20 protein-coding genes are annotated in these 23,555 nt (G+C 64.5%); 12 read left to right on the top strand and 8 right to left on the bottom strand.

The features are described 5' to 3' along the window. Window positions 1-54: 54 nt before the first annotated feature. Both NKJ00_RS03665 and NKJ00_RS03660 read left to right on the top strand, forming a co-directional pair. Window positions 55-855: a ParA family protein gene (locus tag NKJ00_RS03665; RefSeq protein ID WP_013528736.1), complete on the top strand. Its 801-nt coding sequence runs from the start codon at window positions 55-57 to the stop codon at window positions 853-855. Between the two features lie 69 nt (window positions 856-924). Then, a complete protein-coding gene (locus tag NKJ00_RS03660) occupies window positions 925-1,815 on the top strand; it encodes a ParB/RepB/Spo0J family partition protein (protein WP_352628786.1) in 891 nt (296 codons plus the stop codon). Window positions 1,816-2,373: 558 nt separating this feature from the next. Here NKJ00_RS03660 and holA read toward each other — a convergent pair. Beyond that, complete coding sequence (holA, locus tag NKJ00_RS03655) at window positions 2,374-3,417, bottom strand: DNA polymerase III subunit delta (protein WP_023813404.1); 1,044 nt, start codon at window positions 3,415-3,417, stop codon at window positions 2,374-2,376. 502 nt (window positions 3,418-3,919) lie between these two features. Between holA and NKJ00_RS03650 the strand changes: the two genes are divergently transcribed. The 4 genes from NKJ00_RS03650 (at window position 3,920) to lpdA (ending at window position 9,149) form a co-directional block, all read left to right on the top strand. Continuing rightward, the gene (locus tag NKJ00_RS03650; RefSeq protein ID WP_352628784.1) at window positions 3,920-5,152 is read left to right on the top strand and encodes a 3-methyl-2-oxobutanoate dehydrogenase (2-methylpropanoyl-transferring) subunit alpha; all 1,233 of its coding nucleotides are present in this window, start codon (window positions 3,920-3,922) and stop codon (window positions 5,150-5,152) included. Window positions 5,153-5,155: 3 nt separating this feature from the next. Then, window positions 5,156-6,169, top strand: a complete 1,014-nt coding sequence (locus tag NKJ00_RS03645) for an alpha-ketoacid dehydrogenase subunit beta (RefSeq protein WP_027162844.1) — start codon at window positions 5,156-5,158, stop codon at window positions 6,167-6,169. A gap of 1 nt (window position 6,170) precedes the next feature. Then, window positions 6,171-7,553, top strand: a complete 1,383-nt coding sequence (locus NKJ00_RS03640; RefSeq protein ID WP_352628782.1) for a dihydrolipoamide acetyltransferase family protein — start codon at window positions 6,171-6,173, stop codon at window positions 7,551-7,553. 198 nt (window positions 7,554-7,751) lie between these two features. After that, window positions 7,752-9,149 (top strand): dihydrolipoyl dehydrogenase, encoded by a 1,398-nt coding sequence (gene lpdA / locus NKJ00_RS03635; protein ID WP_352628780.1) that lies wholly within the window; start codon window positions 7,752-7,754, stop codon window positions 9,147-9,149. A 158-nt stretch (window positions 9,150-9,307) separates the two neighbouring features. Here lpdA and NKJ00_RS03630 read toward each other — a convergent pair whose 3' ends face one another. After that, window positions 9,308-10,411, bottom strand: coding sequence for a saccharopine dehydrogenase family protein (locus NKJ00_RS03630; RefSeq protein ID WP_128305951.1), 1,104 nt, complete (start codon window positions 10,409-10,411; stop codon window positions 9,308-9,310). Window positions 10,412-10,526: 115 nt separating this feature from the next. On the opposite strand from NKJ00_RS03630, the gene NKJ00_RS03625 reads away from it, so the two are divergent. After that, the gene (locus NKJ00_RS03625; protein ID WP_023813397.1) at window positions 10,527-10,955 is read left to right on the top strand and encodes an Lrp/AsnC family transcriptional regulator; all 429 of its coding nucleotides are present in this window, start codon (window positions 10,527-10,529) and stop codon (window positions 10,953-10,955) included. Between the two features lie 230 nt (window positions 10,956-11,185). On the opposite strand, the gene NKJ00_RS03620 is transcribed toward NKJ00_RS03625, so the two are convergent. From NKJ00_RS03620 to NKJ00_RS03605, 4 genes are all read right to left on the bottom strand, one after another. Continuing rightward, window positions 11,186-12,559 carry a HAMP domain-containing sensor histidine kinase gene (locus NKJ00_RS03620; protein WP_352612551.1) on the bottom strand — a complete coding sequence of 458 codons (1,374 nt, stop codon included), beginning with the start codon at window positions 12,557-12,559 and terminating at the stop codon, window positions 11,186-11,188. Continuing rightward, a complete protein-coding gene (locus NKJ00_RS03615) occupies window positions 12,556-13,233 on the bottom strand; it encodes a winged helix-turn-helix domain-containing protein (RefSeq protein ID WP_352556153.1) in 678 nt (225 codons plus the stop codon). Before NKJ00_RS03615 ends, NKJ00_RS03620 begins: the two co-directional genes overlap by 4 nt. Window positions 13,234-13,663: 430 nt before the next feature. Continuing rightward, on the bottom strand, window positions 13,664-14,455 hold the full coding sequence (locus tag NKJ00_RS03610) for a COG4705 family protein (protein ID WP_352628778.1): 792 nt from the start codon (window positions 14,453-14,455) through the stop codon (window positions 13,664-13,666). Between the two features lie 265 nt (window positions 14,456-14,720). Further along, window positions 14,721-15,206, bottom strand: a complete 486-nt coding sequence (locus NKJ00_RS03605) for a hypothetical protein (protein WP_023813391.1) — start codon at window positions 15,204-15,206, stop codon at window positions 14,721-14,723. Window positions 15,207-15,427: 221 nt separating this feature from the next. On the opposite strand from NKJ00_RS03605, the gene NKJ00_RS03600 reads away from it, so the two are divergent. Together NKJ00_RS03600 and NKJ00_RS03595 are read left to right on the top strand one after the other, a co-directional pair. Then, window positions 15,428-15,793 carry a RidA family protein gene (locus NKJ00_RS03600; RefSeq protein ID WP_352628776.1) on the top strand — a complete coding sequence of 122 codons (366 nt, stop codon included), beginning with the start codon at window positions 15,428-15,430 and terminating at the stop codon, window positions 15,791-15,793. A 30-nt stretch (window positions 15,794-15,823) separates the two neighbouring features. Beyond that, on the top strand, window positions 15,824-17,059 hold the full coding sequence (locus tag NKJ00_RS03595; protein ID WP_352628774.1) for an amidohydrolase/deacetylase family metallohydrolase: 1,236 nt from the start codon (window positions 15,824-15,826) through the stop codon (window positions 17,057-17,059). Window positions 17,060-17,272: 213 nt separating this feature from the next. Here NKJ00_RS03595 and NKJ00_RS03590 read toward each other — a convergent pair whose 3' ends face one another. Both NKJ00_RS03590 and NKJ00_RS03585 read right to left on the bottom strand, forming a co-directional pair. Then, window positions 17,273-19,060, bottom strand: a complete 1,788-nt coding sequence (locus tag NKJ00_RS03590) for a flavin-containing monooxygenase (RefSeq protein WP_352628772.1) — start codon at window positions 19,058-19,060, stop codon at window positions 17,273-17,275. Between the two features lie 116 nt (window positions 19,061-19,176). Continuing rightward, window positions 19,177-20,121, bottom strand: coding sequence for a MurR/RpiR family transcriptional regulator (locus tag NKJ00_RS03585; RefSeq protein WP_352628770.1), 945 nt, complete (start codon window positions 20,119-20,121; stop codon window positions 19,177-19,179). Between the two features lie 335 nt (window positions 20,122-20,456). Between NKJ00_RS03585 and NKJ00_RS03580 the strand changes: the two genes are divergently transcribed. From NKJ00_RS03580 to NKJ00_RS03570, 3 genes are all read left to right on the top strand, one after another. Beyond that, window positions 20,457-21,284 (top strand): ABC transporter ATP-binding protein, encoded by an 828-nt coding sequence (locus NKJ00_RS03580; RefSeq protein WP_023813386.1) that lies wholly within the window; start codon window positions 20,457-20,459, stop codon window positions 21,282-21,284. Beyond that, the gene (locus NKJ00_RS03575; protein ID WP_127297856.1) at window positions 21,281-22,135 is read left to right on the top strand and encodes an ABC transporter permease; all 855 of its coding nucleotides are present in this window, start codon (window positions 21,281-21,283) and stop codon (window positions 22,133-22,135) included. The genes NKJ00_RS03580 and NKJ00_RS03575 overlap by 4 nt, the downstream gene beginning before the upstream one ends. Window positions 22,136-22,203: 68 nt before the next feature. Then, window positions 22,204-23,367, top strand: a complete 1,164-nt coding sequence (locus tag NKJ00_RS03570) for an ABC transporter substrate-binding protein (protein ID WP_352628768.1) — start codon at window positions 22,204-22,206, stop codon at window positions 23,365-23,367. Window positions 23,368-23,555 lie beyond the last annotated feature (188 nt).

Here is a 23,555-nt window from a genome sequence, read left to right as displayed (position 1 = left end):
CCGCGACGTGTCAGACGCTTTGGCGATCCCAAAATGAACTTCTGGCATAGACCCATGATGAAGAATGGCCCCCGAATCATCACCGTAGCCAACCAGAAGGGCGGTGTCGGCAAGACAACGACCGCCATCAATCTGGCGACCGCGCTGGCCGCGATCGGCGAAAAGGTGCTGATCGTCGATCTCGATCCGCAGGGAAATGCCAGCACCGGCCTCGGCATCGATCGCAAGGACCGCACGGTGTCCTCCTATGACGTGCTGACCGGCGAGCTTGAGCTGGAGGCCGCGGCCATCCCCACGGCGGTGCCCGGCCTGTCGATCGTGCCGTCGACGCTCGACCTGCTCGGCATCGAAATGGAGATCGCCTCGGCGCCCGACCGTGTGCTCAAGCTGCGCAATGCGCTGCGCGCTGCGACCGAGCGCGGCGCACCATTCGGCTATGTGCTGATCGACTGCCCGCCATCGCTCAATCTTTTGACTTTGAATTCAATGGCTGCGGCCGATTCTGTTCTTGTACCGCTGCAATGCGAGTTTTTCGCGCTCGAAGGTCTCAGCCAGTTGCTGGAGACGGTCGAGCAGGTGCGCCGCTCGATTAATCCGGATCTCACCATCCAGGGCATCGTGCTGACCATGTATGACGGCCGCAACAATCTCGCCAACCAGGTGGTGCAGGATGTGCGGGCGCATATGGGCGACAAGGTCTACGAGACCGTCATTCCGCGCAATGTGCGGGTGTCCGAGGCGCCGTCCTACGGCAAGCCGGCGATCCTCTATGATTTGAAGTGCTCCGGCAGCCAGGCCTATCTGCAACTGGCGTCGGAAGTGATCCGCCGCGAGCGCAAGTTGCGCGCCGCTTGATTAGGCCGGATGCATAGCTAAGAGCCGATTCGACACCGAAACGATTTGGAATAGCCAACTGGAATAAAGATGAGCGAAGACCTTTCAAGAAAGAGACTGGGGCGTGGGCTGGCAGCGCTGATCGGAGAGATCGATCGTCCGGCAGTCCCCGAAAAGCCTGGCATGAGCGCCGACGGCAAGGTGCCGATCGAGTTCCTGACCCCCAATCCGAAGAATCCGCGCCGGCATTTCGGCGATGCCGAGCTGACGGACCTTGCCCAATCGATCCGCGAACATGGCGTCGTCCAGCCGGTGGTGGCGCGGCCTTCGCCGACACAGGCCGGCCGCTACGAAATTATCGCCGGCGAGCGGCGCTGGCGCGCGGCGCAGCGCGCCGGGCTGTCCGAGATTCCGGTCATCATCCGCGAGGTCAACGACCGTACCGCGCTCGAACTGGCGATCATCGAGAACGTCCAGCGCACCGATCTCAATGCGGTCGAGGAGGCGCTTGGTTATCAGCAACTGATCGACGAGCACGGCTACACCCAGGCCGATCTCGGCCAGGTGATCGGCAAGAGCCGCAGCCATGTCGCCAACACGCTGCGGCTCTTGAAGCTGCCGGACGTGATCCGCGACATGCTGGTCGACGGCGCACTGTCGGCCGGCCACGCCCGCACTTTGGTGACGGCGGAAGATCCGGCCGGCCTTGCCAAGCGCATCGTCGAAGAGGGACTTTCGGTGCGCCAGGCCGAAGCGCTGGCGCAGATGCCGGCCGGCAGCAGCAGCGCCAGGGAAGCCAAGCCGGCGCCAAGTCCTGAGCAAAAGGACGCCGACACGCTGGCCCTGGAAAAGCTGTTGACCGACACGATCGGCATGATTGTGTCGGTGGACCACAAGGGCAGAGGCGGCGTGCTGCGGGTTTCGTACCGGTCGCTGGAACAGCTTGATGAGCTGTGCCGCAGGCTGAAGCAGGATCGGTAGTTAGCCGGCAAATTAACTCCTGGCTTAAGGTCCAGCTGAGCTGGTTGGCACGGGCTTGAGGCATAAAGGGCTGGCGGTTGCCGGCCCTTCTCTTTGCGGCGCCTATGTTTGGCGAACGCGGCGAAGCTGCCAATCTCCCCCCCTCGTGGGCAGGGCTATCGCATATGGATTCTTGCGAAGAAGAACCCCCACCCTAACCCTCCCGACAAGGGGGGAGGGAATGCTGCCGCGTGTCTTTTATTCTTCTTGGCGCCGAAAAGACAGGCGATTCTCCTGGGTCAGCGCCAACGGAAGTCTCCCTCCCCCTTGTGGGGAGGGGTTAGGGGTGGGGGCCGTGCCGGGCAGACATCTCAGGAATTCCATATGCGACAGCCCTGCACACGTGGGGGAGATGCCGGTAGGGCAGAGGGGGGCGTGAAGGAACGCCAGCTTTGGTCACTTTCGAATAGCTGACAAGCTGTCAGGTGGCGCATTCTAGCCAATAGAGACGCCGGCGGGACAGCGCCCCCCTCTGGCTTGCCAGCCATCTTCCCCCACGAGGGGGAGATCGCCAATCTCCTACCTTTGCGCCAGCCGGCTGCTTTCCACGGCAATGCCGAGCAGCGCCTGCCTTGCCAATGCGACGGAAAGATCCGGCCGCCGCCTGGTCTGCAGCACCGCCGTCTGGAGCCGGGTCAACGCGCGGCTGAGCGCGTCGACGTTCCAGCGTTCCAGCGCCTTCTCGACCAGCTTGCGCCTGGAGAAAAACACCGGCGGGCGGGCGGCGGCGACGACCGAGGCGGCGTTGCGGTTGCTGGACTCCATCTGGCCGCGCATGGTCTGGATCTGCTGCAACTGCCGCATTGCCGAGGACAGCACCAGAAAGGGCTGGCCGCCGGACTGGCAATGGCGGGTGAAGGCGATATCGAAGTCGCCGACCTTGCCTTCGAGAAGCGCGTCGACCGCGTCGTCGAAAGAGGCGCCGGAGACATCACCCGACATCGCCTTGACCTCTTCCAGGCCGATCTCGTTCTGGCCATGGGCGTAGAGCACGAGCTTTTCGATCTCGCCGCGCGAGGCCAGCCGGTCGCCGCCGAGATTGCGGCGCAGCGCCTGCCTCGCCTCCATGGTCATCGACATGCCGGCCTTGCTCAATTCGGCGTCGATGACGCCGTCGATGTCACGCGCCTCATCGCCATAGCACGGCAGCGCCATGGCACTGTCCGCCGCCTCGACGATGGCGCGCAGGCCGACACCCTTCTTGAGATCGCCGGCCTCGATGAGAATGATGGCATCGCGCGCGGGCTCCGCCGTCAGCGCCTTGACGTCGTCGGCCAATGCCTTCTGGCCGCTGGCATTGCGCACCCATAGCAGCCGCCGGTCGGAAAACATCGGCACGGTGCGGGCCTCGTCGAGCAGCCGGCCCTCGTCACGGTCGACCTCCGAACCCTCCAGCCTGACCACCGAAAACGGATCGTCGAGCGGCAGGCCGGTCTTGCCGGCAAACGCCTTCGCCCGCTCGGAGACGAGGCCGCGGTCGGGACCGTAAAGCAGGACGATCGAGATGCTCTGGTCCGGCCGCGCCAACCACCCATCGACCTCGTAAGCTTTCTTCTGTGCCATGGCGGGTTGGTTAGCATGATGCGGGGGCGGGGTGAATGGAGGTTGGTGCAAACGGTGAAGAGCATAATCTCCCTCCTTGTGGGGGAGATGTCCGGCAGGACAGAGGGGGCGCGCTGTCCCGCCGACTTCTCGGTCGATCAAGAATGCGCCCTCAAGCTTGTTTTCTACTGAACTTGTAAAGCGACGAGGTTAGCAATCCTTCACGCCCCCCCTCTGCCCTGCCGGGCATCTCCCCCACCAAGGGGGAGATTGGCAGCTTCGATGCCGGCACCTAAATCGCCTTATCTGACCCGAAACCCGGCACAACCTTCTCCCTAATTGCGCGCCGTCCCCCAACATCGACAAGAAATTTCGTCGACATATCTTCATCTTGGTTCTGGGGAGGCTGGATCGGCCGGCGCGGCCGGGACCGACGTCCGCAGGCTACCCCGACGAATTCGCACTGGCCTGGCGGCGCAGATATGCAAATATCGGCACCAGGCAACATTGGAGGACAGACGTCATGGCCGATGCTGGGATGTTGCGGTTTCACGTTCCGGAGCCGGAAGTGCGGCCGGGCGGAACGCCTGACTTTTCCAATGTGCCGATCCCGAAGGCCGGCTCGGTGCCGCGCCCCGAAATCTCTGTCGATCCGCGCGCGATCCGCGATCATGCCTTCTCGATCATCCGCGTGCTGAACCGCGCCGGCGAAGCCGTCGGCCCTTGGGCCGGCCTGCTTTCCAGCGACGAGCTTTTGGCGGGCCTGCGCCACATGATGACGCTGCGAACCTTCGACGCCCGCATGCAGATGGCGCAGCGCCAGGGCAAGACCTCGTTCTACATGCAGCATCTGGGCGAAGAGGCCGTGGCTTGTGCCTTCCGCAAGGCGCTCGAACCCGGCGACATGAATTTCCCGACCTACCGGCAGGCCGGCCTGCTCATCGCCGACGGCTATCCGATGGTCACGATGATGAACCAGATCTATTCCAACGAGGCCGATCCGCTGAAGGGCCGGCAATTGCCGGTCATGTATTCGTCGAAGGAGCACGGCTTCTTCTCGATCTCCGGCAATCTGGCGACGCAGTACATCCAGGCGGTCGGCTGGGCGATGGCCTCGGCGATATCGAACGATTCGCGCATCGCAGCCGCCTGGATCGGCGACGGCTCGACGGCCGAGTCCGACTTTCATTCGGCGTTGGTGTTCGCCTCCACCTATAAGGCGCCGGTCGTGCTCAACGTCGTCAACAACCAGTGGGCAATCTCGACCTTTCAAGGCATCGCGCGCGGCGGCTCGGGCACGTTTGCTGCCCGGGGCCTCGGCTTCGGCATCCCGTCATTGCGCGTCGACGGCAACGACTATCTCGCGGTGCATGCGGTTGCCAAATGGGCGGCGGAGCGGGCGCGCAGCAATCTCGGGCCGACGCTGGTCGAATATGTCACCTACCGTGCCGGCGCGCATTCGAGCTCGGACGACCCCTCGGCCTATCGGCCAAAGACCGAATCCGACGCCTGGCCGCTCGGCGATCCGATCGTGCGGCTGAAGAACCATCTCATCGCGCTCGGCGTCTGGTCGGACGAGCGGCACGCGCAGGCCGAGGCGGAAATCCTCGACACGGTAATCGCGGCGCAGAAGGAAGCGGAAAGCCACGGCACGCTGCATGCCGGCGGCAAGCCGTCGACGCGCGACATGTTCGAAGGGCTCTATGCCGAGATGCCGCCGCATCTCAGACGCCAGCGCCAGCAGGCGGGGGTTTGAGCCATGCCGAGACGGACCATGATCGAGGCCATTCGCGATGCCATGGACGTGTCGATGGGGCGCGACGACAAAGTCGTCGTGTTCGGCGAAGATGTCGGCTTCTTCGGCGGCGTATTCCGCTGCACGCAAGGCCTGCAGGCCAAATACGGCAAGAGCCGCTGCTTCGATGCGCCGATCAACGAATCCGGCATTGTCGGCTCGGCCATCGGCATGGCCGCCTATGGCCTGAAGCCGTGCGTGGAGATTCAGTTTGCCGACTACATGTATCCGGCCTACGACCAGCTGACGCAGGAAGCGGCACGGCTGCGTTACCGCTCCAACGGCGATTTCACCTGTCCGATCGTGGTGCGCATGCCGACCGGCGGCGGCATTTTTGGCGGCCAGACGCACAGCCAGAGCCCGGAAGCGCTGTTCACCCATGTGTCGGGACTGAAGACCGTGGTGCCGTCCAACCCACATGACGCCAAAGGGCTACTCATCGCGGCGATCGAAGACCCCGATCCGGTGATTTTTTTGGAGCCGAAGCGGCTCTACAACGGCCCTTTCGACGGCCATCACGACCGGCCGGTGACGCCGTGGTCGAAACATGAGCTCGGAGAGGTCGCCGACGGCCACTACACCGTGCCGCTCGGCAAGGCGGCGATCCGCCGGGCAGGCTCGGCCCTCACCGTGCTCGCCTACGGCACCATGGTCTATGTCGCGCAGGCCGCGGTCGAGGAAACCGGCATCGATGCCGAGATCATCGATCTCAGGACCCTTTTGCCGCTCGATCTCGACACGATCGTCGCCTCGGTCAAGAAGACCGGGCGCTGCGTCATCGTGCACGAGGCGACGCTGACGTCGGGCTTCGGCGCCGAACTGTCGGCCCTGGTGCAGGAAAACTGCTTCTATCACCTCGAAGCGCCGGTCGCTCGCGTTGCCGGCTGGGACACGCCCTATCCGCATGCGCAGGAATGGGACTATTTCCCCGGTCCCGCCCGGGTAGGCCGTGCTTTGCTTGAAACCATGGGGGCCTGAGATGGGCGAACACATCATCAAGCTGCCCGATGTCGGCGAGGGTGTCGCCGAAGCCGAGCTCGTCGAATGGCACGTCAAGATCGGCGACATGGTGCGCGAGGACACCGTGCTTGCCGCCGTCATGACCGACAAGGCGACGGTCGAAATCCCGTCGCCTGTCGACGGCGAAATCCTGTGGCTGGGCGCCGAGATCGGCGACACGGTGGCGATCGGCTCGCCCATCGTGCGGCTGAAGGTGGCAGGCGAGGGCAATGTTGCGGGTGGTGCGACGCCGGCAAAAGTCACGGCTGAGAGTACCCCCACCCCTAGCCCCTCACAAGGGGGAGGGGGACGCGCCACGGCCTCCAAGGGCGGAGCAAAATCTACTTCGCCATCATCAGAGTCCTCCGCAAAAAGCGTGCGAGCAGCGCAGACAGAATTCCCCTCCCCCTTGTGGGGAGGGGCTAGGGGCGGGGGTACTGCGCCGACGTCCGGAGTTGTCGCGCCCGCCGGCGCACCCCGGCCCGAGGGCGAAAGACCGTTGGCCTCTCCGGCCGTCCGTCTGCGGGCAAAAGAGGCGGGCATCGATCTCCGGCAGGTTGCGGGGAGCGGCCCTGCCGGGCGCATCGGCCATGAGGATATCGAGGCGTTCCTGGCGCGCGGCCCGCAGGTCGCCAGGACATCCGGTCTCGCCCGCAACGATACGATACAGGACATCAAGGTGGTCGGGCTGCGGCGCAAGATCGCCGAGAAGATGACGCTGTCCAAATCGCGCATCCCGCACATCACCTATGTCGAGGAGATCGACGTCACCGCGCTGGAGGAATTGCGCGCCGCACTCAACAAGGAGAAGCGCCCGGGCGCGGAGCGGCCGAAGCTGACGCTGCTGCCGTTCCTGATGCGGGCGATGGTCAAGGCGCTAGCGGACCAGCCCAACCTCAATTCGCTGTTCGACGACGAGGCCGGCATCATCCACCAGCATGGCGGCATCCATATCGGCATTGCCGCGCAGACGCCGTCGGGGCTGGTGGTGCCGGTGGTCAGGCATGCCGAGGCGCGCGACATCTGGGAATGCGGCACTGAGGTCATCAGGTTGGCCGAGGCTGCCAAGTCCGGCACCGCGACACGCGACGAGCTGTCCGGCTCGACCATCACCATCACCTCGCTCGGCGCCATGGGCGGCGTGGCGACGACGCCGGTGATCAACCATCCGGAAGTGGCGATCATCGGCGTCAACAAGATGATGGTGCGGCCGGTGTGGGACGGCACCCAGTTCATGCCGCGCAAGATGATGAACCTGTCGTCGAGCTTCGACCATCGCGTCATCGACGGCTGGGACGCGGCGGTGTTCATCCAGCGGATAAAGACGCTGCTGGAAACACCGGCGCTGATTTTCGTGGATTGAGGGGATGAGAACCGTCGCAAAGGCCCCCTCACCCGGATTGCCAGCCGAATTGCAAAGGCAATTCGGGGCAATCCGACCTCTCCCCGAGGGGAGAGGAGGTCGTCAGCGCAGGCGCCAGTCTCTTCTCCCCAGCGGGGAGAAGGTGGCCGCGAAGCGGCCGGATGAGGGGGCCTTCCTCACCAAAAAGAGCGTATCCCCATGAAAGAAATCTCCTGCAAGCTGCTGGTCATCGGCGCGGGTCCCGGTGGCTATGTCTGCGCCATCCGTGCCGGGCAGCTCGGCGTCGACACGGTGATCGTCGAGTCGGGCAAACCAGGCGGCACCTGTCTCAATGTCGGCTGTATCCCGTCCAAGGCGCTGATCCATGCGGCGGAAGAGTTCGAGAGGGTCTCACACATGGCGGGCGGCAAGAGCCCGCTTGGCATTTCGCTCACCGCACCGACGCTCGACCTGGCTAAGACGATCACTTGGAAGGACGGCATCGTGAGCCGGCTCAACAGCGGCGTCGCCGGCCTGCTCAAGAAGGCAGGAGTCAAGACCGTGCATGGCTGGGCGAGCTTTCGCGACGGCAAGACTGTGGAGGTCGAGACCGAGACGGGAAGCCAAGTGATCCGCGCCGAGGCGATCGTCATCGCCACCGGCTCGACGCCGGTCGAACTGCCGTTCCTGCCCTTTGGCGGTCCGGTGATTTCCTCAACCGAGGCGCTGGCACTCGGTGAGGTGCCAAAAAAACTTGCCGTCGTTGGTGGCGGCTATATCGGACTGGAACTCGGCATGGCCTTCGCCAAAATGGGCGCCAAAGTGACCGTGGTCGAGGCGTTGCCGCGCGTGCTGGCGCAATATGATGCGGAACTCACCCGGCCGGTGGTCAAGTGGCTCAACGCACTCGGCATCGAGGTGATGCTGGGTGCAAAGGCCAAGGGGCTGTCGACCAAAGGCGACGCGCTGCTGATCGAGACATCCGACGGCAAGAGCGCCAAGGTCGCCGCCGAAAAAATCCTGGTGACGGTCGGCCGCAAGCCGGTGACCGAAGGCTGGGGGCTCGACCAGATCGACCTTGATATGGCTGGAAAATTCATCCGCATCGACGAGCAGTGCCGCACCTCGATGCGCGGCATCTTTGCCATCGGTGACGTCACCGGTGAGCCGATGCTGGCGCACCGGGCGATGGCCCAGGGCGAGATGGTCGCCGAGATCATCGCCGGTCACAAGCGCAACTGGGACAAGCGCGCCATTCCCGCCGTTTGCTTCACCGATCCGGAACTCGTCACCGCTGGTCTTTCACCGGAAGAGGCCAGAGCTCTGGGCGGCGAGATCAAGATCGGCATGTTCCCGTTCGCCGCCAATGGCCGGGCGATGACGAAGCTGGGCGAAGACGGCTTCGTCCGCGTGGTGGCGCGGGCCGACAACCATCTGGTGCTTGGCATCCAGGCGGTCGGGAAAGGTGTGTCGGAACTGGCGGCGTCATTCGGGCTGGCGCTGGAGATGGGCGCGCGGCTGGAGGACATTGCCGGCACGATCCATGCGCATCCGACGCAGGGCGAAGGGTTCCAGGAAGCGGCGCTCAAGGCGCTGGGGCACGCGCTGCATATTTGAGGATGCTTACCCTCCCCCTTGTGGGGAGGGTCGATCCGCGAAGCGGAGCGGGGTGGGGGTCCTCGCCGACCGTCAGCGCTCACCCCACCCCGTCTCGCAGTCTACGCTTCGCTACGCATGCGAGCCGACCCTCCCCACAAGGGGGAGGGTGAAGAACTTCAGCTCGCCAGCCGGCTCACCATCTCGTGCTGGGCATAGGCGCGGCCGAAGCGGTTGGCTAGGAATGCGTCGAGCGCGATGTCTTCCTGCTTGACGAAGCCGGTCGCCGGCAGGCTGCCGTCGGCCAGCATGTCGAGCACGGCGCAGATGCCGGATGCGGTGGTGATCTGGATGGCGCTGCGCACCGTGTCGCCGACACGCTTCGAGTAGATCTTGTTGGCGTAGGTCTCCTGCAGCAGGCGGCCGTTCTTGCGGCCCGAGACGGTGACGAAGACGATGACCACATCCTGCAGCGTCGCCGGCAGGGCGCTCTCGAAAATGTCCTTCAGCACGTCGCGGCGGTGGCGCAGGCCAAGGTCGTTGAGCAGCGCCTTCATGATCGCGGCGTGGCCGGGATAGCGGATCGTGCGGTAGTTCAGCGTGCGCACCTTGCCCTTCAGCGTCTCGGCCAGCGTGCCGAGCCCACCGGAGGTGTTGAAGGCTTCGTAAGTGACGCCGTCGAGTGAGAATTCCTCGCGCTCCTCCAGCGGCGGCACCTCGACCAGTTCGCCCTCGACGATCGCCTCGCAGGGCTCGCAATATTCGTTGATGACGCCGTCGGTGCTCCAGGTCAGATTGTAGTTCAACGCATTGGACGGGTATTGCGGCAAAGCGCCGACGCGCATGCGCACGCTTTCGAGCGTGTCGAATCGGCTGGCGAGATCGTTGGCGACGATCGAGATGAAGCCCGGCGCCAGGCCGCATTGCGGAATGAAGGCGTTTCTGCCGGAGCGCGCCAATTCCTTGACGCGGCGGGTCGAGACGACATCCTCGGTCAGGTCGAGATAGTGCACGCCGGCACTGGCCGCTGCCTCGGCGATGCGGGTGGTCAGATGGAAGGGAGCGGCGCTGAGCACCGCGAATTTGCCGGCGAGGGCGGCTTCCAGCGTGCCGGATGCCTCGATGTCGAGCTCCAGCGTCGCGACCGTGGCCGGCAGTTCGGCGGAAGCGAGCTGTGCTGCCGAGCGGTCGACGAGCGTGACCTGATAATCCCCCGTGGCGGCGAGCATCTCGGCAATGGTCGAGCCGATCTTTCCGGCGCCGACAACGACAATTTTCTTCATGACCGATCCCTCACTGATTGTAAGCCCAGATTCGCAGCTTGCCCGTCGAATGGAAGCGTGGTTTTGTTCGAAACGAAACCATCTATTGGCTAGTCTGCCGAGAAGAATCGTCGAAATGCTCAGTGACGCCGAACAAGCCCTGCTTTCCCTGCTGCGCGAGAATGCGCGCGCCTCGACCGCCGAGCTGGCGCGGCGGCTTGGCGTCTCGCGGACCACGGTACAGAGCCGGATCGAACGGCTGGAGCAGCGCGGCATCATATCAGGCTATGGCGTGCGGCTGGCGCCGGACTACGAGCAGGGGCTGGTGCGGGCACATGTGCTGCTCACCGTGACGCCCAAGCTCGCCGACAAGGTGGTGCGCGCCCTGCGCGGCCTGGCGACGGTCAGGACGCTGCATTCGGTCAGCGGCAATTTCGACATGATCGTCATCGTCGACGCGCCGTCGATCCGCGACCTCGACATGCTGCTCGACCAGATCGGCGCCATGGACGGAGTCGAACGGACTTTGTCGTCGATCATCCTGTCGACGCGGATTGATCGGTGAGGGTCGACGCTGCCAATCTCCCCCCTTGCGGGGGAGATGGCCGGCAGGCCAGAGGGGGGTGCTCAGGCGCTAGCCTCGGCCATCTGCGCCGTGTGACAGATCGACAGGTCGGCGGGACAGCACCCCCCTCTGCCTTGCCAGGCATCTCCCCCGCAAGGGGGGAGATTGGCCGTCACTTCGGCTTTCGCCAATTTCCTTACCTCAGGCATTGGACGAATGGTTCATTTCGCCTACCAATCCAGCGCCGGCGGAAAGCTCACCGCCACCTCAAGGCCAGGCCGACAATCCTCAAGCGTAATCGATGCGCCATGCAGGTCGGCGATGGCCCTGACAAGGCTGAGACCCAGCCCGCTGCCCGGCGTCGAGCGGCTGTGGTCCAGCCGGTAAAGCCTCTGGAACACTTTCTCGCGCTCTTCCGCCGGAATGCCGGGACCGTTGTCGGCGACACCGGCAACGACGCGTTCGCCCTGGCGCGTCGCCGACAGCTTTATCGTCGTGCCCGATGGACAATGGCGTAGCGCGTTCTCGACCAGATTGGCGAACATCTGCGTCAACAGCTCGCGATCGCCATGGATCAGGTCCGTCGTTTCCTGTGATTGCGCCAACGACAGCGACTTTCCGTCGTCCTCGGCCACGTCGGCATAGATCTCGGCGATGGTTTGCAACACCTCGCCCAGATCGACATCGCTGAACCGCGCCCGGCGGGCGCCGGCCTCGATCTGCGCGATACGCAGCAGCGCATCGAAGGTCTCGTTGATCTGCAGGCTCTCGGCATGCGCCTCGGCCAGTTCAGCCGCGATCTTCTGGCCCGACAGATTCTTTTCCGATGCGGTGTCGAGGATCATCTGCAACCGGTTGAGGGGCGTCTTCAGATCGTGGGCGATGTTGGCGCTGACCTGTTTCATGCCTTCGACCAGTGCCGACAGGCGATCGAGCGCGGCATTGACCTGGCTGGAGACGATGTCGATGTCGTCGCCCTTGCCGGTCAGCGGAATGCGGGTGTCCAGCCGTCCATGCGAGACATCCACCATGGTGGCGGCGATGCCGTCGAGACGGCGCTGGACTCGCGAAGCCAGCAGGGCGCCGCCGGCGACCGCCAGCCCGGTGATGATCAGGGTTCCCCAGCCAAAGCTCATCAGCACGATCCTCTCCAGCTCCTCCGTCTCGGAAAGGCTGAAGGCGACGGTCAAGGTGTTGCCGCCGACCGGGCCGGAATAGGCGCGGTACTCGGCGCCGGGCGGCACGCCGGGCATTTCGGTGTCGAACATCGAGAAGCCGTCGGGAAGCCCTGCCGCGGTGAAGTTGCCGGCCAGGCGATTGCCCGTCGCGTCGGTCAGCGAAAACAGCTGCTCCTTCTTGAGGCTGCGCAGGGAGTGGCTGCCGACGGTCTCAACCAGCTCCTTGAGATCGTTCTCGGCATAGGTCGCGGCGACGACCGCGTAGGTCTCCTTGATGGTGTCGTCGAGCCGCTCGGCAAGATCGGCGCTCATCATCTGGTAGACGATGGCGCCAGACAGGACGAAGGCCAGCACGAACAGGAAGGCGAAGGTCAGGGCCAGCCGGAACGGCGTGCTGCGCAGCAGGCGGGACCATGTTCCGGTCATGACGGCGCGTGCAGGCTGTAGCCGGTGTTGCGGACGGTGTGGATGAGCTGGGTTTCGAAGGGCTTGTCGACCTTGGCCCGCAGCCGGCTGATATGGGTCTCGACGACGCTGGTCCTGGGATCGAAATGAAAATCCCAGACGCGCTCCAGAAGCATGGTGCGGGTGATGACACGGCCTTCGCCGCGCATCAGCACTTCCAGCAGGCTGAATTCCCGCGGCTGCAGGTCGATCGGCTGGCGCTGCCTGGTGACCCGCCGCATGATCAAGTCCATTTCGAGGTCGGCGACCCGCAGGACGGTTTTCTGCTCCTGCGCCGCTGGCCGCCGGCCAAGCGCGTTGATGCGGGCGAGAAGTTCGGAAAAGGCGAAGGGCTTGACCAGATAGTCGTCGCCGCCGGCCTCGAGCCCCTCGACGCGGTCGTCAATGCCGCCGACCGAGGTGAGAAAGATCGCCGGCGTCCGTACGCCCGCGGCGCGCACCGCCTTGACCATCGACAGGCCGTCGAGACCGGGGATCATCCGATCGGCGATGATCACGTCGTAATTGCCCCGGGTCGCCGCGAACAGCGCGTCATGTCCGTTGCGCAGCAGGTCGCAGACATGGCCGGCTTCGGTCAGTCCCCTGACGATATAGTCGGCCGTCCTGTGGTCGTCCTCGACGAGAAGCAGTCGCATGAAAGGTCCGGTCCGTTGCCGAGATGGAGAGGCTATCACCGGCACGGGCTTGTTCCTAGGATGTCACGACGCGCAGGTATGGTGGCGCTTTCGTCATACATTCGCGATTGGCGGAAGCTTTCCTGGCTTCGTCCTTGGGATGCCGTGACATCTCCGAGCCGCGTAGCGATGCGGAACCCGACGCCCGCGGGACAGCACCCCCCTCTGCCCTTCCGGGCATCTCCCCCGCAAGGGGGGAGATCGGCAGCTTCGATCCCCCCACCCCTCTTGCAACTCTTGCAACATTCGAGGATTGGCGAAAGCGGAGGTACAGTCAATCTCCCCCCTTGCGGGGGAGATGGCCGGCAGGCCAGAGGGGGGTGTGAAGGATCGCTACTGAAGAAAACTTCCATTCTGCTCTGCACTTGGTCAGCGCACGCACACGCTGAGGTCAATCCGATTCCAGGAGGATCTCATCGGCCTCGTCGCCCTTCAGGGTCATGTGCAGGACGAGCGCAATGATACAGCCGAGGAAGAGCAGGCTGGTGAAGATGGTGCCGAGACCCAGGCCGCCATGCCTGGCCGACCGCGACAGCAGGTCGCCGAAGGAAGCGCCGAGCGGCCGCGTCAGGATATAGGCGAGCCAGAAGGCTTGGATGCCGTCGAGACTGAGCAGCCAGTAGGCGAGCGCTATCAGCGCGATGACGCCGCCGAACAGCAGCCCCGATGTGAGATAGCCCATGTCGAAGCTTTCGGCGACGAGGTCGCCGGCGGCGGTGCCGAGCGCGAAGGTCAGCAGGATCGCCAGCCAGTAGAAGATCTCGCGCCTGGTGGTGAAGATGGTGTGGATCGACAGCGTCCTTTCGCTGGCGTACCAGACCGCGAATGTCGCAGCGAGCGCGACCGAGAAGGCGATGGTTGCCGTCTGCAGGCGCACGCCGAAACTGTCGACGAGGCTGTCCGTCACCAGCGTGCCGACGATGCTGATCAGCACCACCGCCAGCCAATAAGCCCACGGCACATAGCGTTTCCGCGCAAACTGCAGGACGAGGGCCGCGATCAGGATGCCGGTCATGATCAGCGAGGTGGCGGTCAGCCCAAGCCCGATTGTGTCGGCAAGATAATCCGCCGCGGTCTCGCCGGTGGTGACCGCCATCAGCTTGATCAGCCAGAAGTCGAGGGTGACGTCGGGAACCCTGTTGTGGCTCGGTGCGGCGGGTTGTTGCCTGTTGGGCGCGAGCATGGCTGAAGTCCAGAGGTCGACGGTTGCGGCGGGGCGGCGGCGATCCACCCCGCGCATCGTAAGCAAACGAGTTCACACCGGCCTGTCCGGCGGCATACAAATTCGTAAGAATGGCGCGCAAAAGGCATTGCGAATGCCTGGCGGTGCGTTTGATGGAATGCGGCGCCTTGCATCCGCCATCGCTGTTCAACGGCGCGCTGATGGCGGGCGCGATGCCGGGCCGCACGTTCGGCCCGACCCACCTGCGCTCTAGTGATCGGTGGTTCTAGCTGCCGAGCGGATGCGGCATGTAGCCGACGAAGCCAGCGATCTTCCAGCTGCCGCCGACCCTGCTGCAGAAATACAGCGTCTGCCATTTCAAGCGATCGACGCTGCCGTCCGCCTTGGCAACCGAGCCGTCGAATTTCTTGTGCAGCACAGCGCGGTCGCCGTCGACATCGATGTCGCGCATGTTGGTTACGCGAAACAGCGCCTCGCGCAGCGGCTCGGCGAATTTGGTCGCCGCCGTCTCCCTGGCCTGGCGCAGCCATTCGTCGCGGTAGACTTCGAGCCTTGGAAACTGCAGCCGCCAGGCGTCGGCGTTGTGCAGGAAATGCGCATGCATGCCGAAGAAGCTCTCGGCGACGAAATCATCCTCGACCATGGCCCAATCCTGGCCGATGAAGGCGTCGATGTCGCGCCGCACCAGCATTTCCCAGAGCGCGTGGCGATCGGTATCGCCTGATGGAAACGGGTTCTTGTCGTAAGTCATTGCTGGGTGTCTCCGCTCTGGCAAATGCGTCTGTGCGTTACAGCTCCCAAGTCGCCCGCCAGCGCGTACGATGCAAGCGCTCTTGTAATAAAGCAACGCGGATTTCGAAGAATGTTGCTTTCCAACAAGCCCCCTATGAGGATCGCCCCGATCGGCGTAAGTGTCGATCGAAGCGGGCGCTGCCATGGCACCCCGTCCTGTCATCAGAGGAGGCTTGTCCCTTGCCGAAACAGTATTTTGGAACATCGCATGTACCGTTGTCGCCAGCCGTGCGGGCCGGTGATCTCGTCTATGTCTCGGGCCAGGTTCCCGTCGGCAGCGACGGCATCGTGGTCAAGGGCGGCATATCGGAACAGACCGAGCAGGTGCTCGCCAACATCAAGGCCGCGCTGGCGCTGGCCGGCTGCACCATGGACGATGTGGTGAAGACCACGGTCTGGCTGGAGGATGCGCGCGATTTCGGCGCCTTCAACGCGGTCTATGCCCGGCACTTCCCCAAAGACCCGCCGGCCCGCACCACGGTCGAATCGCGGCTGATGATCGACATCAAGATCGAGGTCGAGGCGGTCGCCTACCGGCCTCTCTGAGCAAAAAGCAACGAAGCGGAGGTTACCCCAATGCAATTCGACCTCCTGCTGAAGGGCGGACGGCTGATCGATCCGGCGTCCGGGATCGATGCGCCGCGCGATGTCGCCATCGCCAATGGCCGCGTTGCCGCTGTCGATGCCGATATCCCGGTGACCAGCGCCGCGCAGATCGTCGATGCCGGCGGCTGCATCGTCACGCCGGGCCTGGTCGACCTGCACAGCCACGTCTATTGGGGCGGCACGTCGCTCGGCGTCGATGCCGACCGGCTGGCCGCCAAGAGCGGCACCACCACCTTCATCGATGCGGGCAGTGCGGGAGCCGGCAATTTCCTCGGCTTCCGCCGCCATGTCATGGAGCGGTCGAAGGTCCGCATCCTGGCCTATGTCAACATTTCCTTTGCCGGCATTTTCGGCTTCTCGCAGACGGTGTCGGTCGGCGAGTGCAGCGACCTCAGGCTGTGCGAACCGCGCGAGGTGGTCGCGGCGGTGCGTGAACACCGCGATGTCGTGGTCGGCGTAAAAGTCCGCTCCGGCAAGCATGCCGGCGGCACCAGCGGCATCGCCCCGGTGGATCTGGCGCTGGAGGCCGCCGACCAGGCTGGCCTGCCGCTGATGGCGCATATCGACGAGCCGCCGCCCGGCCGCTCGGAAGTGCTGCCGCGCCTGCGCAAGGGTGACATCCTCACCCACTGCTTCCGGCCGTTTCCCAATGCGCCGGTGTTCGCCTCCGGCGCGGTGCGGCCCGACATGCGGCTGGCGCGCGAGCGCGGCGTCATCTTCGACATCGGCCACGGCATGGGCTCGTTCGATTTCGCCGTCGCCCGCGCCATGCTTGAGGAAGGGCTGGCCCCGGACGTGATCTCGAGCGACGTGCATCTCTACTGCGTCGATGGGCCGGCCTTCGACATCCTGGTCTGCATGTCGAAGCTGCTGGCGCTCGGCATGCCGCTGGTCGAGGTCCTGCGCGCCGCCACGCAAGCGCCGGCGAGGGCGATCGCGCGGCCTGATCTCGGCACGCTGGCGGTGGGCACCGTCGGCGATGTCGCCGTGCTCCGCCAGCGCCCGGGCCGCTTCACCTTTGTAGATGCGGTCGGCGCGTCATTGGTCGCCGACCAGAGGCTGGTGTCGGAAGGCATCGTTATCGGCGGCACCTGGTGGCCGAACGAGGCGGTGAATGATGTCAGCGAGACGGAGCGTTTCGAGGCGCATGAACGGCATACGCATGTCGAGGTTGCGGCGAGGCATTTTGGGCATCGGCATGACTAGCTGATCTCGGCCGTCGGGGTTGTGCCTGCCTAGCGGCGGCTGCTGCACGCTGGGCGAGCGTGCTTCCCCCACTCCGTCGCCGCTTCGCGGCGCCACCTCTCCCCCCTCCGGAGGGAGAGGAAAAGCGCCAAGGCTGGCGAATTCGCGCCTTTCCTCTACCCCGTCGATCGGGGGAGAGGTGGCGAGCGAAGCTCGACGGAGTGGGGGTCGACCTTACCTGGCGTTGCTCACCGCCCCATACACCGGCGTCTCAATCCCTTCCCTCCGCGCCTTGATCTGCAGCGCCACATATTTCGAATAGAAGCGCGACAGCGCCAGATTGCCGCCGTGGAACCACAGTGCTTCCTGCGCGGTCGGCTTCCACATGTTGCGCAGCTCGCCTTGCCAGGGTCCGGGGTCGCCCTTGACGCCCGAGCCAAGACCCCAGCACGGGCCGACCTTGTCGGCGACTTGGCGCGAGACGATCGCGGCGACATTCTCGTTCATCGACTGATAGCCGGTGCAGGCGATGATGGCGTCGGCGGCGAGTTCACTGCCGTCCTCGAACAGGATGCCGCTCGGGGTCAGCGATTTGATGGCGACGCCGCTGCGGATGCCGATCTTGCCGTCGATGATCAGGTCGGAAGCGCCGACATCGATATAGTAGCCGGAGCCGGTGCGGTAGGCCTTCATCAGAAGGCCGGTCTCGTCGTCGCCGAAATCGAGGGCGAAGCCGGCGGCGCGCAAGCGGTCATAAAAGGCCGCGTCGCGCGCCTTGATCACCTCGTAAAGCGCCCGCTGGCCCTTGGGCACCAGCGCGAACGGTGTCGAGGCGACGATCATGTCGGCTTTCTCGGTGGTGATGCCGCGCGCCAGTGCGTCTTCCGAGAAGATCTCGAAGCCGACCTCCATCAGCGTGCTCGATTTGACCACCGTCGTCGGTGAACGCTGGATCATGGTGACCTCGGCGCCGCTTTCCCAGAGGTCGACGCAGACATCGTGGCCGGAGCTTGCCGCGCCGATGACAGCGACACGTCTGCCCCGGAATTTCTCGCCGCTGGCATACTGGCTGGAGTGCAGCAATTCGCCCTTGAACCGGTCGGCGCCCGGAAGATCGATCCGCCGTGGCGGGCCGTAGGCGCCGGTGGCGAAGACGATGTGCTTGGGCTTCAGCGTGATCTGCCGGCCGACGCGGTCGACCACCACGGTCCAGACTTTTTCGACCTCATCATAGGACGCGCTGAGGCATTTGGTGGCGACCCAGTAATTGAGCTCCATGACGTGCGTGTACATTTCCAGCCAGTCGCCCATCTTGTCCTTGGGCGTGAATACCGGCCAGTTTTCGGGGAAGGGGATGTAGGGCAGATGGTCGTACCAAACCGGATCGTGCAGCACGAGCGTGCGATAGCGGTTGCGCCAGGAATCGCCCGGCCGCGCATTTTTCTCGATGACGATGGTCGGCACGCCGAGCTGGCGCAGCCGCGCCCCCAGCATGATGCCGCCCTGGCCGCCGCCGATGACCAGGCAGTAGGGCTGTTCCTCGTTGCCGAGCTCGCGCGTCTCGCGCGCCCGCGCCTCCGACCAGGTTTCACGCTGGGGATCGGCCTTGTGGCGCACGCCGAGTGGCCGGTCTGCGCCCTTGCGCTCCTCGAATCCCCTGAGGTCCGTCATCGCGGTGAACAATGTCCGGCAGCGGCCGTCGCGCAGCCGCATGATGCCTTCGCCTGACGCCACCGCGGTTTCGAAGCTGAACCAAGCCTCGATGGTGCCCTCCTCCGAAGTTGCCTCGCCGATCAGCTGCCATGCCCTGGGCTTGGTCGTCGCCAGCGCAGCTTTCAGCATATCGGCGATCGCCTCGCGGCCTTCCATGGTGGTGATGTTCCAGGTGAAGGTCAGGAGATCGCGCCAGTAGCAATCATCGACAAACAGGTTGGTCGCGGCCGCCGCGTCTCCCGCTTCGAGTGCCTTGGCAAAGGACCCGAGCCATGCGGCTGCCTGTTTCGATGGGGCTATCTCGAGCATGTCTTTCCCTCTTCCTGCAACACGCCGCACACGGCGTAAAAATCTCAATTGTCGAACGCGGCGCCGCCCCTCATCCGCCTGCCGGCACCTTCTCCCCGTGAACGGGGAGGAGGGAGCTAATCCCCGAGCGGCTCCATCTCCTTGCCGGTGCGGTGGATCTGGGCGTTGTATTTGATGCGGCGCACCGTCTCGCGGGCCGAGCCGTCGAGCTTGTAGGCCGAGGCCACCGCCAAAAGGTCGATCGCCGCCAGGAAGGCGAAGCGCGAGGCCGTCGGCTTCAGCGTGTCGGGATATTCGGGCACCGCCACCGTCAGCCTGACGTCGCAGGCGCGGGCGAGTTCGGTGTCGGGCGCGGTCACGGCGATCGCGTTGGCGCGGTAATGCTTGGCGAGCTCGACGGCCTCGATCACCTCGCGGGTGCGTCCCGTGGCCGAAATGGCGATCACCAGATCGCCCGGCTTGAGCGTCGAGGCGGTCATGCGCATCAGATAGGGGTCGCACTGGGCGCTGACTGTGATGCCGTAGCGGAACAGCCGGTATTGGGTTTCCTGCGCCAGCGCCGAGGAGCTGCCGCCGAGGCCGAAGACCGTAACCTGGCGCGCCTTGGCGATCAGCTCGGCGGCTTTCTGCAGCTGCGCCGGGTCGATCTGCCGCTCGGCCTCCTGCAGCGCCCGGCGCGCCTCGCCGAACACGGCGTTCCAGAACGGCATGCCATTGTCATTGCTGACGGAGGGCGACTTGGCCAGATAGAGAGCGCCGACGACGAGGCTCTGCGCCAGCTTCAGCTTGAAGTCGCGCACGCCCTCGCAGCCGATAGCGCGGCAGAACCGGGTCACCGTCGGTTCGCTGACCCCGGCGCGCTGGGCAAGGGCGGCATTGGAGGCGTCGACGGCATATTTGACGTCGTCGAGCACGACATCGGCGACACGGCGTTCGGCCGGGCGCAATTCGCTATAGGAATCCTTGACCAGCGAGATGATGTCGGGAATGCGCCGGACAGGATCGCGCCCCTCGGCATCCTGGTCTGGAACAGGCTCGTCCTGGCTGCCAGCTTCGGTCATGGGGTCCTGGTCTTTCCCTGGGTTGCGAGGCTGCCGTCTTAGCATGTTTGCACGCCCTGGCTCCACGCGCCCGACCGCATCGCAACCGCAGCGTGTCGTTGGGGAAACCGCACCTTCTCTGCTTCCTTCCAGTCTGCGCGAATTCGGAAGTATGTAGGAAAGCAACACGTATTTCAAGGCTATGAAAATATCATTAAAACAACAAGATAGATATTCAGGACCATTTTTGTGATACGGGTACCAGCGCTCGCGCTTGACAGGAAAGTAGGATAGTTACAGACTGATTTTCGCGGGGATGAGCCAATGGATCATCGCGCAATCTTCCCGGGGGGCAGATGAACACGGGCGATGCAAAAAAGCCGAAGCTTGGCGTGCAGGCAGCGACCAAGATCTATCATACGGCCTCCGGCGACCTGCTGGCGCTGGACCGCTGCAGCCTCGATGTCAGCGCCAATGAAATCGTCTCGATCGTCGGTCCTTCCGGTTGCGGCAAGACCACGCTCTTGTGGTCGATGTCGGGCCTGCACAGCCTGACCAGCGGCGAGATCCGGCTCGACGGCAAGGCCATCACCGGTCCGCATCCCGATATCGGGATCGTTTTCCAGGAAGCGAACCTTCTGCCGTGGCGCAATCTCGATGCCAACATCCGCTTTCCCTTCGAGATCAAGGGCGAGAAGCCGGACCGGGCGTGGATCGCGCATCTGCTCAACCGGGTCGGGCTCGACGGCTTCGGCGGCAAATTTCCGCGCGAGTTGTCGGGCGGCATGCAGCAGCGCGCGGCGATCGTGCGGGCGCTGGCGCTGAAGCCCTCGGTGCTTTTGATGGACGAGCCGTTCGGCGCGCTCGACAGCTTCACCCGCGAGGAGATGAACCGGCTGGTCGAGGAGATCTGGCTCGACACCAAGACAACCATCGTCTTCATCACCCACTCGATCGAGGAGGCGATCTTCCTCTCCGACCGGGTCGTGGTGCTGAGCGCCCGGCCTGGCCGCGTCGCCAAGGAGTATCGCGTGCCGTTTCCCCGGCCGCGCTCGCTGGAGATCATGGCGACGAAGGAGGTCTTCGACCTCACCAACCGTATCAAGATGGACATTGTCGGCGAACGCACGCGGCCAAAAGCGCCGGAGCGCCCGAGCGCCGAGATCGTGAGGATCAGGCCGTGAGCGACACGATCCCGGAATTCTCCAAGTCCAAGTCTGGTGCCAAGTCGGGCGACGGCCATGAGGTCAGCCTGACCAATCTGTCGGCCTTCGCCAGCGGCCCCGGCATCAAGTCGGGCAAGGAGGTGGCGGCCATTCTTGCTGTGGCGGTGATCATCATCGGCGGCATCGAACTGGCGCTGCGGCTGTTTCATGTGCCGCTCTACATCATGCCGCCGCCGAGCTCGATCGCCTATGCGCTGTTCGACGAGTTTCCGCTGATCGCGCCGCATCTCGGCTACACGCTGGTCGAGCTGGTGTCCGGCTTCACCATCGGCGCCATCGTCGGCCTGGTGCTGGCCGCCGTCATCACCCAGTTCCCGTTCGCCGAGAAGATCGTCGCGCCCTACATCCTGCTCTTGGTCACCACGCCGATGCTGGCACTGGTGCCGCTTCTGATCCTGCGCTTCGGCTTCGGCTACACGCCGCGCATCATCGCGGTGGCGCTGGCCGCCGGGCCGATGGTGATGATCAATGCCGCGACCGGCTTTCGCCGCGTCGACAGCGCCAAGATCGCGCTGGCGCGCTCCTATGGCGCCAGCACCTTGCAGATCTTCTGGAAGATCCGCGCGCCGATGGCGCTGCCGATGATCCTGGTCGGGCTGATGATCGGCGCCATCTTCGGCCTGCTGACAGCGGTCGGCGCCGAAATGGTCGGCGGCGGTTTCGGCCTCGGCAACCGGCTGACGACCTATTCGTCGATGATCCAGATGCCGCAGTTCTTCGCCGTGGTGCTGATCCTGTCGACGCTCGGCATCCTGATCTACGTGCTGTTCTTCCTGATCGGCAAGAAGTGGGCGAGCTGGGAGGCTTGAACACAAGGATATGAACGCCCGGGAGGCGGGCGGCAAGAGACCGAAATCAAACAAAAAAGGGGAATGCCATGACCAAAAAAATCTCGATTAATCCGGCGGGGATCAGCCGCCGCACTTTCCTGCAGGTGACCGGCGCTGGGCTGGTGACGGCCACGGCGCTCGGCGCCACCGGCCTCAAGGCCAGGGCCGAACCCTACGGAAAATTCACCTGGATCTCGCCGCGCGGCACGCTCGAAGTGCTCGACGACTATCCCTACTGGGCGGCCAAGAAGGCCGGCTATTTCGATGGGCTGGACACCGATATGCAGCCGGGGCCGTCGGACGGCACCGCGACGGTGAAGTTCGTCGATGTCGGCCAGGCCGACATGGGCTTCCCGTCGCCCGGCGTGTTCTCCTTCGCCATCCAGAACGGCATGAAGCTGAAGTCGGTGTTCCATATGGGCGCGCGCGACACGTTCAGCATCGCCTTCCGCAAGGGCGAGGGATCGAACGATCTGAAGAAGCTGGAAGGCAAGACCATCCTGCTCGGCTCCGCCGCCTGGCAGTCGATCACCGACCCGCTGCTGGCCGCGCAAGGCGTCGACATCAAGAAGGTGAAATATGTCGAGGCCGGCTGGCCGACCTGGGGCACGGCGCTGGCCGGCGGCCAGGGCGACGCCGCTTTGGCATGGGAAGGGCTGCGTGCCGAATGGATCGCCAAGGGGCTCGACTTTGAATACTGGCTCGGCGTGCAGAATTCCAAGCTGCCGGCCAACACCTTCGTCGTGCGCGCCGCCGACCTCGAGGATGCCGACAAGAAGGCGTTGCTGGAAAAGTATCTGCGCGGCTGGGCGATGGGCCTCGAATTCGGCTACCAGAATCCCCGCGCGGCGGTCGAAGCGGTGTTCGAGCAGTTCCCGACGCTGGCCAAGAATCTCGGGCCCGAGCTCGGCACCACCTCGATCCTGCAGCAGATCAACGTCTTCCGCGGCGACATGGACAAGCGCGGCGGCTGGGGCTCGCACGACATGGCGAGCTGGCAGGGCTTTTTCGACGAGATCCACAAGATCGGCCAGATCACCGCTCCGGTGAAGGCCGAGGACGTCTGCACCAACGAGCTGATCGGTCCGGCCAATGATTTCGACAAGGCCAAGGTCAAGGCCGATGCCGACGGATACAAGTTGTCGGAAGGTTTTGCCGCGCTCGATGTCGAGAAGATCAAGGCGCATCTGTTCGATTCGGCGATCAAGTAGGGTTGCGCAAACGAGGTCGTGTCGCCGCCTCCCTTTGCACTGCCTTGGCTCCTTTCCTCTCCCTCCGGAGGGGGGAGAGGTGGCGCCGCGAAGCGGCGACGGAGCGGGGGAAGGCGTCCGCCAAACGCGCAGTAACCTCAGGCGGGCGCGAAGGTCGACCCCCACTCCGTCGAGCTTCGCTCGACACC

Source organism: Mesorhizobium sp. M0227, assembly GCF_040321855.1.
In the GTDB taxonomy this organism is placed as follows: Bacteria; Pseudomonadota; Alphaproteobacteria; order Rhizobiales; family Rhizobiaceae; genus Mesorhizobium.
Note: the sequence above shows the minus strand (reverse complement) of the source record. Positions and strands in the feature narration are given on the sequence as shown.

Coding starts and splice junctions, on each gene's coding strand:
- NKJ00_RS03580 (WP_023813386.1), top strand. CDS start 20,457: ATGAACACGGGCGATGCAAAAAAGCCGAAGCTTGGCGTGCAGGCAGCG.
- NKJ00_RS03610 (WP_352628778.1), bottom strand. CDS start 14,455: ATGCTCGCGCCCAACAGGCAACAACCCGCCGCACCGAGCCACAACAGG.
- NKJ00_RS03585 (WP_352628770.1), bottom strand. CDS start 20,121: ATGACCGAAGCTGGCAGCCAGGACGAGCCTGTTCCAGACCAGGATGCC.
- holA (WP_023813404.1), bottom strand. CDS start 3,417: ATGGCACAGAAGAAAGCTTACGAGGTCGATGGGTGGTTGGCGCGGCCG.
- NKJ00_RS03665 (WP_013528736.1), top strand. CDS start 55: ATGATGAAGAATGGCCCCCGAATCATCACCGTAGCCAACCAGAAGGGC.
- NKJ00_RS03605 (WP_023813391.1), bottom strand. CDS start 15,206: ATGACTTACGACAAGAACCCGTTTCCATCAGGCGATACCGATCGCCAC.
- NKJ00_RS03625 (WP_023813397.1), top strand. CDS start 10,527: ATGCTCAGTGACGCCGAACAAGCCCTGCTTTCCCTGCTGCGCGAGAAT.
- NKJ00_RS03590 (WP_352628772.1), bottom strand. CDS start 19,060: ATGCTCGAGATAGCCCCATCGAAACAGGCAGCCGCATGGCTCGGGTCC.
- NKJ00_RS03640 (WP_352628782.1), top strand. CDS start 6,171: ATGGGCGAACACATCATCAAGCTGCCCGATGTCGGCGAGGGTGTCGCC.
- NKJ00_RS03595 (WP_352628774.1), top strand. CDS start 15,824: ATGCAATTCGACCTCCTGCTGAAGGGCGGACGGCTGATCGATCCGGCG.
- NKJ00_RS03660 (WP_352628786.1), top strand. CDS start 925: ATGAGCGAAGACCTTTCAAGAAAGAGACTGGGGCGTGGGCTGGCAGCG.
- NKJ00_RS03620 (WP_352612551.1), bottom strand. CDS start 12,559: ATGACCGGAACATGGTCCCGCCTGCTGCGCAGCACGCCGTTCCGGCTG.
- NKJ00_RS03570 (WP_352628768.1), top strand. CDS start 22,204: ATGACCAAAAAAATCTCGATTAATCCGGCGGGGATCAGCCGCCGCACT.
- NKJ00_RS03650 (WP_352628784.1), top strand. CDS start 3,920: ATGGCCGATGCTGGGATGTTGCGGTTTCACGTTCCGGAGCCGGAAGTG.
- NKJ00_RS03630 (WP_128305951.1), bottom strand. CDS start 10,411: ATGAAGAAAATTGTCGTTGTCGGCGCCGGAAAGATCGGCTCGACCATT.
- lpdA (WP_352628780.1), top strand. CDS start 7,752: ATGAAAGAAATCTCCTGCAAGCTGCTGGTCATCGGCGCGGGTCCCGGT.
- NKJ00_RS03645 (WP_027162844.1), top strand. CDS start 5,156: ATGCCGAGACGGACCATGATCGAGGCCATTCGCGATGCCATGGACGTG.
- NKJ00_RS03615 (WP_352556153.1), bottom strand. CDS start 13,233: ATGCGACTGCTTCTCGTCGAGGACGACCACAGGACGGCCGACTATATC.